The sequence below is a fragment of the Rickettsia japonica YH genome (assembly GCF_000283595.1).
Lineage (GTDB): Bacteria > Pseudomonadota > Alphaproteobacteria > Rickettsiales > Rickettsiaceae > Rickettsia > Rickettsia rickettsii.
The window spans coordinates 1274938-1283087 of sequence record NC_016050.1 but is presented as its reverse complement, the minus strand read 5'-3'; the positions used below and the strand labels follow the sequence as shown (position 1 = coordinate 1283087).

Genomic DNA, 8150 nt, shown 5'->3' with positions numbered 1-8150 from the left:
ACTTTACACATGTAATTGTGGATAAATTTTTTAATAACTTATTATTTTTCCTATTAAAACCTATTAAAAATTTCCTCAAATCCTTATTAAATCAAGTAAATCTAGTGTATTTTCTTTTAAATAAATAGTTTGTGGATAAAATTGTGAATAAATATCATTTTTCTTTGAAAAAATAGTCTTTTCTAAGCTATAAATGAATTTTACACTTAATTATCCACTTGTATAAATTCATTACAAACTTATGTGAATAATAATTTAAAATGCCTATATTTTTAAGAAAATTTTAATGAAAATTTTGTTGATAACTCTGTTTAAAACATTTAATCTACATAATTCTACTTACATAAACAACAAATAATAAATATATTTATTATTTTAATATTTTTAGTAATAACATGAAGCAAATTATAAATCCGTTAAAAGGAAATAGTAATAAAATACCTATTTGGTTTATGCGTCAAGCAGGTAGATATTTGCCGGAATATAAAAAAGTAAGAGAAACAACAAAAAATTTTCTAGATTTTTGTTATGATGTTAGCAAAGCAACGGAAGTAACCTTACAACCGATGAAACGTTATGGATTTGATGCAGCTATTATTTTTTCTGATATATTAGTTTTACCTCATGCTCTTGGATGGGAAGTGGATTTTAAAGAAAATATAGGGCCTATATTAAAGCAATTCAAATCACAAGAAGATTTTAAATATCTGCAAATCAATCCGAATGATAAATTAGAAAAGGTTTATGAAATAATAAAAAAAGTAAAAAAAGAATTACCATCCCCCATTTCTTTAATAGGATTTGCAGGTAGTCCTTGGACAGTGATGAGTTACATGCTAGAAGGAAAAGGAAAACAGGATTTTAAAACGAGCAAAAAATTCATATATGAAAATAAAATACTTGCTAAAGAATTATTAAATTTTATTACGGAAAAAACAGCTGATCATCTTATAAATCAAGCAAAATCTGGAGCAGATGTTTTAAAGCTTTTTGATTCATGGTCAGGAGTACTTGCAGAAGAGGAATTTACTGAATTTGTAATAGAGCCGACAAAAAAGATTGTACTAAAAGTAAAAGAAGTTTTTCCAAAAACTCCTATAATTACTTTTCCTAAAGGAGCAGGATTATTGTACGAAAAATTTATAAAAGAAGTACCGATAGATGTTTTAGCCGTAGATCAAATGGTCCCTCTTGAAAAAATGAAAGAGTGGAGTGATAAAGTAATAGTACAAGGTAATTTAGATCCGGTTGTATTATTAACTAATAAAGAAATTATTAAAGAAAAAACTTATAAAATTCTTCAGGCAATGAAAGGAAAGAATTTTATCTTTAATTTAGGACATGGTATTTTGCCTGAAACACCTACGGAAAATGTAGAATTTTTGACAAAATATGTTAGGTTATATGAAGAAAAGAATAGCAATAGTACTTTTTAATTTAGGCGGTCCAAAAGACCTTAAATCAGTGAAGCCTTTTCTATTTAATCTATTCTATGACAAAGCTATAATTAATCTACCAAATCCTTTGCGTTATATTATCGCTAAAATAATTTCTATTACTAGAGAGAAAAAATCTCAAAAAATTTATTCTTTAATCGGTGGTAAATCTTCTTTACTTCAGGAAACAGAGGAGCAGAAATTAGCACTAACCGAAAAGCTAAAGCAACTTATAAAAGAAGATTTCGCTATTTTTATAAATATGAGATATTCAGCACCGTTTGCTAAAGAAGTAATAGGCCAAATAAAAAAATATAATCCAAGCGAAGTAATATTATTGCCTCTATATTCTCAATTTTCAAGTACCACGACAGGATCATCGGTTAAAAATTTTTTACAAAACCTTGATATTGATATTCCAATTAAAACAATTTGCTGTTATCCTCTAGAAAAAGATTTTATAAAAGCCCATGTTTCATTAATTAAAGAAAAACTATACGATAAAAATTTTCGTATATTATTTTCTGCTCACGGGTTACCCGAAAAAATAATAAAAGCAGGCGATCCTTATAGTTTTCAGATAAAAGAAACAGTACAAGCAATAGTTAAAGAATTAAATATAAAAGATCTAGATTATAAGATAACTTATCAAAGTAGAGTAGGACCTATAGAGTGGTTAAAACCGAATACGGAAGACGAAATAGAGCTAGCAGGAAAGTTAAAAAAAGACATAATTATCGTACCTATATCCTTTGTATCCGAGCATGTTGAAACACTAGTAGAGCTTGATATTGAATATAAATTAATCGCAGATAAATATGAAATTCAATATACCAGAATTCCGACACTTGGAACAAATAAAATTTTTATTAATAGTTTGACAAATATATTGCTACGATTTATTAATAAGGTTGATACTAATTTAGTTATGAGTAGCTCTAGTACAAGAATATGTCCAAACGAATTTACTAAATGTTTGTGTAAATTAACAAGTTAATAAGGAAAAGAATGGCAAGTTACTATCTATGGTTTAAGTCAGTCCATCTGATATCTGCTATATGTTGGATTGCAGGACTTCTTTATTTACCTAGAATCTATGTTTATCATATCAAAGCTAAAATAGGTAGTGAGCTAGATAGTACTTTACAAGTAATGGAGCTAAAATTACTCAGATTCATTATGAATCCGGCAATGATTAGCACATTTATTTTTGGTTTAATAAATGCTCATATTTACGGGTTTGTTGCTCTTGATACTTGGTTTCACGTTAAAATGTTTGCAGTATTAGTTTTAGTGATATTTCACGGTTTACTTGCAAGATGGCGAAAAGATTTTGCAAATGGTAAGAATGTACATTCAGAAAAATTTTATCGCATAGTTAATGAGATTCCGGCTATTTGCATGATTGTTGCAGTAATTATGGTTATAGTGAAACCATTTGACTAGTATACTCTTTTTATTTGAAAAGGGATTGTTAAAGATATATCGTCATTGCGAGTAGGAAATAATAACAAACTTCTAAGATTGTGCTTCGTCAATTACTTACGTAATTTCCTAATAATGATGTTAAAACAGATCCATGCCGGCAATGTTTTTCCGTGAAAGGAAAGTAGGAATGACATAATAAAGCAATGTCTGCTAATCTATACTTTAGCAATACCAAATGTTGCTTCTAATTCTGCTAAGCGTTTTCTCTATTGCGTTGATATCTCTCTTTTTCAAAGGTCTTTCTAGCACCTCTGCTATCTCAACTTTTAGGATTTCTAAATTTTCTTTTGAAGTAAACTCTGCTACGAGTTCAGGTAGGTTCTTGTTAGTTTGGTTGGATATGTAGTTACTCCCGATTAATTAAACTTAAATTGCTTAAGTTTCAACCACCAAAGAGAAATAAAACCCTTGGTGGTCAGGGAGTTAGCAAAACTGCCAAAAGTCAGCTATAATAGGTTTTGCTTAAAGTATTGCTTTTAAGCTCTGGACATGCCTATTATCCTCCGACCATAAGGTCGAGGATTAACATCAGTTATGTGAGAGATGTTCTCACTTTTGGTAGAGGTTGCTACACCCTGAAATAGTGTTTTACTATTTCAGTTAAAGCTTATACCTAACTTCCTTTAAAAGTTAATCTATAACTTAACTAATAGTTTATTTATCTAAAGGATTTTTTATTTCTAATGTAAGTTATAAAATTTATTTAGAATATCTATAATTCATAAAAAATAATATGGAACATTATGAATAATAGCGATAAACTTAATAAGTTAGTAATCTTTAAAGATAAAACCATTAGAAGAATTTTGCATAATAACAAATGGTGGTTTTCAGTAGTCGATGTAGTAGGAGCATTGACTGATAGTAGTGACCCTGGAGCTTATTGGAGAAAACTAAAACAAAGGGTTAAACGAAGAAAAAAGTGAGGTCGTGACAAATTGTCACGGACTGAAATTAACTGCCACAGATGGAAAAAATATATAACAGACTGTGCAAATACAGAGTCATTACTTCGTATTATACAATCTATTCTGTCTCCAAAGGCAGAACCGTTTAAACAATGGCTTGCTAAAGTCGGTTATGAAAGGATTCAAGAAATTTCTGATCCAGAAAAGTCAATTGATAGAGCAAGGGATAATTGGAAACGATACGGTCGTAGCGAGAAATGGATTTAACAATGTATGATGGGCAGGAAACACGAAATAAATTAACTGATTACTTGGAAAAACCATGAAGTAACAAAAGAGAATGAATTTGCTATATTAACTAATATTATTCATCAAGAATGGGCTGGTATAACTTAAAGAACACAAAAATATAAAGGGCTTAACAAATCAAAATTTACGTGATCACATGAATGAAGCAGAATTAATTTTTACTGCTCTTGCTGAATTATCTACTCGTCAGGTAACAGAAACTAATAATACAACAGGAATGGAAGAAAATAAGGTTGCAGGTAAAATAGGAGGAAGTATAGCTAAAAACGCTAAAACGGCCTTGGAAAATAAAACTGGTAAAAAAGTAATCTCAACAGAACATTATTTCCCGCCTAAACTTACAAAGTAAAAAATTTTGTTATAGTGAAATGCATTGAATTAGGTGACATTTTTTAATTTTTAAATAATATATCTCATATCGTAAATGGGTTGGCATTCGCTATATCCTTAAAAAAATAAAATATTTCTTATAAATATCATCTAATTCAATGTATTTCACTATAAACCAAGGATTGCATCGGTTTTGTGGAAAATACTCTCACTTTTTACAGAAGTTTCAACACACCGAAATAGCATTTTGCCATTCCGGTTATGATTTTAAAAAAGTCAATTAAACTTTACTTCAGGTGGCAATGACATTAATATTGCCTCGACATTTCCATCGGTCATTAAGCCGAATTTAGTACCGCGGTCATATAGCAAATTAAATTCTACATATCTACCTCGCCTTATAAGCTGGTATTCTTTCTGCTCAGCTGTCCAAGGTAAAAATAACTTACTTCTAACGATTTCAGGATATACCGACAACAAAGCCTTACCTACGTCCTGTGTAAAGGCAAAATCCTGTTCAAAATTACCATTATTTAAGTAATCATAGAATATTCCGCCTACTCCTCTCGGCTCTTTTCGATGCTTTAGATAAAAATATTCATCACATTGCTTTTTGAATTTAGGATAATAGCTAGAATCATACTTATCGCACGCTTCTTTAAAAGCTGCATGAAACTTTACAGTTTCGTTTTTTTCCGGATAAAAAGGTGTTAAATCGCCACCGCCGCCAAACCAACTTTTAGAAGTTTCTATATAACGAGTATTAAAATGCATAGCGGGAATTAGCGGCGATTTAAGATGTGCGACTAATGAAATGCCTGTTGCAAAGAATTTCCCGTCTAGCTCTGCTCCTGGAATTTCGCTGCGGAATTCGGGAGAAAATTCACCAAATACGTTAGATATATTAACCCCGACTTTTTCAAATACTTCTCCTTTCATGAGAGACATGACACCGCCACCGCCGCCGTTACGTTGCCAGCTTGAGCGTATAAACTTAGCCGGTTTTAAACCTTTGGTTTGTGCATATTCTTCTTCGATTTTTTCAAATTCTTTGCACAATAAATCACGTAAATTAGTAAACCAACTACTTGTTATTTCTTTATTTTCTATGTTCATAATTATTAAGCAACGATTTAATTACTTTCTTCATCATATACATAATCACTAAAAATACGGCAGCAATGATCATAATATAAAAAGCCGGAGCATAAAATAAGCCTGTGCGCTCTACAAGCCAACGAGAAATAATAGGTGAAGTTCCGCCGAATATCGCTATTGCAAAATTGTAACTGAAAGCAACACCGGTAAATCTTTGTTCTGCCGTAAACAAGGATATAACGAGTATATAAGCTGTACCTGCTATGCTTCCTGCGAGCATACCAAGTATTGTAAGAGCTATAATTTGTTGCCATATCTCTTCTGTCGACATAAGTAACATGGTCGGTAAAATCAATATCAAGATAGCAACACCAACAAGCATTGCCATTTTAAATTTTCCGATAATATCGGAAGTACCGCCGGCAAGCGGCATCGCTATCATCGCAATAAACGAACTATACGCTAAATATGATAAAGCAATAGTATTACTAAGATGCATTACATTATAATAGAAAACATTTATATATGTTTTTACTAAATACATAACGCTGCTAGCGATAGCACCTATACACATAGTTAAAAACATCGATCTCCAAGCAGTTCTAATTACATTGGAAAAAGGTGCTTTAAGAACTTGTTTCTTTTTCTCAAGCATTTTAAAAATCGGTGTTTCCGATACACGCAATCGCAAGTAAAATCCTGCAAGACCCATAAATCCACCAAGCAGAAAAGCAAAACGCCAAGCAAAATCTATATGAGAGAAATAACGTTCTATTATAATACCGATAAATGTTGCAATTAAGGTACCGGCGATATTTGAACCATGTACTAAACCTGCCGTAAAACCCGGTCTTAAATTTTGACGATGTTCAAGGATAAAAATAGCCGCTCCCGTTCCTTCACCGCTAATACATAAACCTTGAATAAGCCGCATTATAACTAGAGTTATAGGGGCATAAATTCCAATACTTGCATATGAGGGTATGAGACCCATAATAAAGGTCGGAATAGTCATACCTAGCATCGAGATTATTAAAGCGATACGTCTACCGTATCTATCACCGATATAACCGAATAATATGCCTCCTATCGGTCTTGTCAGAAAGCCAACCGCAAATACTCCAAGGCTTAGAAGAATTCTAATGAATTCTGATTCGCCTGGAAAAAAAACTTGTCCAATAATCAGCGAAAAAACTGAATATACCGTAAAATCATAATATTCGAGTACATTACCTGAAATAGCAGATAAAAAAATGAACTTAGACCTATTCATCGAGCTTTAAATAACTTAATTACTAATTAGTTATTATAGACAAGTTACATCATTTATAAAGTGTAATTTATAATATTTAATTTTTTATATATTATTAATTAACATATGTAGTATAAATATTTAATTGTCAGCATTTTAATTCTTGTGGTGATAGTAATATGTTTTTGTGGTTATAAGTTCTTGTTTAATAAACAACCTGAATCAGTTGCAAATGATTTTGAAAAAGAATTAGCAAAATGTGATAAAGCTATAAAACAAAATCCGAATGATGCAGATGCATATATTGGATATGGATTTAGATTAAGAATACTGGGACTTAGATTTCCTGAAAAATATGAGTTGGCCCTTGAAGCTTATAACAAAGCAATTGCACTAAACCCTAATCATTTTCAGGCTTATCTTAATAAAGGAGCGGTATTAATTCAGTTGGGAAAATACGATTTAGCTTTAGAAGCTTATAATAAGGCAATCGAAGTAGATCCAAGTCATCCTTATGCTTATAACAATAAAGCAGAAATATTAAGAAAGCTTGAAAAATACGAACTAGCACTTGAAGCATAAAATAAAGGAAATGAGTTTAATCCTAATGACGCTAAAGCTTCTATAAGGGTTTAGCTTTAGATACGTTACAGGAATATGAAGAAGCTATTAGATCGTATGATACAGCATTAGAGCTAGAACCGAATGAGCTTGTAATATACTTTAATAAAGGAAATATATATTTTAATATAGAAGAATATGATTTAGCTATTAAAATGTATAATAAAACAATACAGTTTAATCCTGATGATTTTAGAGCTTACGTGAATAAAGGAATAGTTTTAGGAATTCTTAAAAAATATAATTTAGCATTAAAAGCTTTTGATGCAGCACTTAAATTAAATATCAATGATTATAAAGTACATCTTAATAAAGGTCTTACTTTGGAAAAATTAGGCAAATACGATTTATCTCTTGAATAATACAACAAAGCATTAGAATTAGAGCCAAATGACTTTTGAGACACAAGCTCAAATACAAGCTATATTAGACATGCAAAAGGCTAAATAATAGTCATAATAAATTATGACTATTATAACGTACATATTAATTTGGTCATAACTATTATAATATACACGTTATAATGGTCAAGCACTTATAACCTAGTTATCCTCTAGTGGGAACTACCGGAATTCCTACTTTTGTAAGTTTAGCTCCTTTTGGCTTTTTAATTCCTGCAAATTTCTGTTCTTCTTGTTGTTTTCGTAGTTTTTTTCCTATTTTTGCAGCTTCTCTGCTACCTTTAAGAGCACTTTTTACGGGCTTTGT

Annotated in this window: 10 protein-coding genes and 1 pseudogene; 9 read left to right on the top strand and 2 right to left on the bottom strand. The window is 30.8% G+C overall.

Annotated features, from left to right (window positions below; all coding sequences use genetic code 11):
- Nucleotides 1-395 precede the first annotated feature (395 nt).
- The 6 genes from hemE to RJP_RS06965 all read left to right on the top strand — a co-directional run bounded on the left by hemE (nucleotide 396) and on the right by RJP_RS06965 (nucleotide 4490).
- On the top strand, nucleotides 396-1436 hold the full coding sequence (gene hemE / locus RJP_RS06990) for a uroporphyrinogen decarboxylase (protein WP_014014942.1): 1041 nt from the start codon (nucleotides 396-398) through the stop codon (nucleotides 1434-1436).
- Nucleotides 1393-2433, top strand: coding sequence for a ferrochelatase (hemH, locus tag RJP_RS06985; protein WP_014121181.1), 1041 nt, complete (start codon nucleotides 1393-1395; stop codon nucleotides 2431-2433). Before hemE ends, hemH begins: the two co-directional genes overlap by 44 nt.
- A gap of 11 nt (nucleotides 2434-2444) precedes the next feature.
- The gene (gene hemJ, locus RJP_RS06980; protein WP_014121180.1) at nucleotides 2445-2882 is read left to right on the top strand and encodes a protoporphyrinogen oxidase HemJ; all 438 of its coding nucleotides are present in this window, start codon (nucleotides 2445-2447) and stop codon (nucleotides 2880-2882) included.
- Nucleotides 2883-3667: 785 nt separating this feature from the next.
- The gene (locus RJP_RS06975; RefSeq protein ID WP_024704410.1) at nucleotides 3668-3850 is read left to right on the top strand and encodes a BRO-N domain-containing protein; all 183 of its coding nucleotides are present in this window, start codon (nucleotides 3668-3670) and stop codon (nucleotides 3848-3850) included.
- Nucleotides 3851-3862: 12 nt separating this feature from the next.
- The gene (locus RJP_RS06970) at nucleotides 3863-4099 is read left to right on the top strand and encodes a BRO-N domain-containing protein (protein WP_024704409.1); all 237 of its coding nucleotides are present in this window, start codon (nucleotides 3863-3865) and stop codon (nucleotides 4097-4099) included.
- Between the two features lie 178 nt (nucleotides 4100-4277).
- Complete coding sequence (locus tag RJP_RS06965) at nucleotides 4278-4490, top strand: hypothetical protein (RefSeq protein ID WP_024704408.1); 213 nt, start codon at nucleotides 4278-4280, stop codon at nucleotides 4488-4490.
- A 257-nt stretch (nucleotides 4491-4747) separates the two neighbouring features.
- Here RJP_RS06965 and hemF read toward each other — a convergent pair whose 3' ends face one another.
- Nucleotides 4748-5587, bottom strand: coding sequence for an oxygen-dependent coproporphyrinogen oxidase (hemF, locus tag RJP_RS06960; RefSeq protein WP_014121179.1), 840 nt, complete (start codon nucleotides 5585-5587; stop codon nucleotides 4748-4750).
- On the bottom strand, nucleotides 5571-6842 hold the full coding sequence (locus RJP_RS06955) for an MFS transporter (RefSeq protein WP_014014938.1): 1272 nt from the start codon (nucleotides 6840-6842) through the stop codon (nucleotides 5571-5573). Before RJP_RS06955 ends, hemF begins: the two co-directional genes overlap by 17 nt.
- A gap of 180 nt (nucleotides 6843-7022) precedes the next feature.
- Between RJP_RS06955 and RJP_RS10935 the strand changes: the two genes are divergently transcribed.
- From RJP_RS10935 to RJP_RS11630, 3 genes and pseudogenes are all read left to right on the top strand, one after another.
- Complete coding sequence (locus tag RJP_RS10935) at nucleotides 7023-7403, top strand: tetratricopeptide repeat protein (RefSeq protein ID WP_050982258.1); 381 nt, start codon at nucleotides 7023-7025, stop codon at nucleotides 7401-7403.
- A gap of 77 nt (nucleotides 7404-7480) precedes the next feature.
- Nucleotides 7481-7588, top strand: a pseudogene (locus tag RJP_RS11635) (tetratricopeptide repeat protein); the annotation flags it as partial.
- A 9-nt stretch (nucleotides 7589-7597) separates the two neighbouring features.
- Nucleotides 7598-7804, top strand: coding sequence for a tetratricopeptide repeat protein (locus RJP_RS11630; RefSeq protein ID WP_024704407.1), 207 nt, complete (start codon nucleotides 7598-7600; stop codon nucleotides 7802-7804).
- The last annotated feature ends 346 nt before the right edge of the window (nucleotides 7805-8150 follow it).

Bases quoted from the DNA above. Each gene is read 5' to 3' on its own strand.
- RJP_RS06975 (WP_024704410.1), top strand. From the start codon at position 3,668: ATGAATAATAGCGATAAACTTAATAAGTTAGTAATCTTTAAAGATAAA.
- hemH (WP_014121181.1), top strand. From the start codon at position 1,393: ATGTTAGGTTATATGAAGAAAAGAATAGCAATAGTACTTTTTAATTTA.
- hemJ (WP_014121180.1), top strand. From the start codon at position 2,445: ATGGCAAGTTACTATCTATGGTTTAAGTCAGTCCATCTGATATCTGCT.
- hemF (WP_014121179.1), bottom strand. From the start codon at position 5,587: ATGAACATAGAAAATAAAGAAATAACAAGTAGTTGGTTTACTAATTTA.
- RJP_RS06955 (WP_014014938.1), bottom strand. From the start codon at position 6,842: ATGAATAGGTCTAAGTTCATTTTTTTATCTGCTATTTCAGGTAATGTA.
- RJP_RS11630 (WP_024704407.1), top strand. From the start codon at position 7,598: ATGTATAATAAAACAATACAGTTTAATCCTGATGATTTTAGAGCTTAC.
- hemE (WP_014014942.1), top strand. From the start codon at position 396: ATGAAGCAAATTATAAATCCGTTAAAAGGAAATAGTAATAAAATACCT.
- RJP_RS06965 (WP_024704408.1), top strand. From the start codon at position 4,278: ATGAATGAAGCAGAATTAATTTTTACTGCTCTTGCTGAATTATCTACT.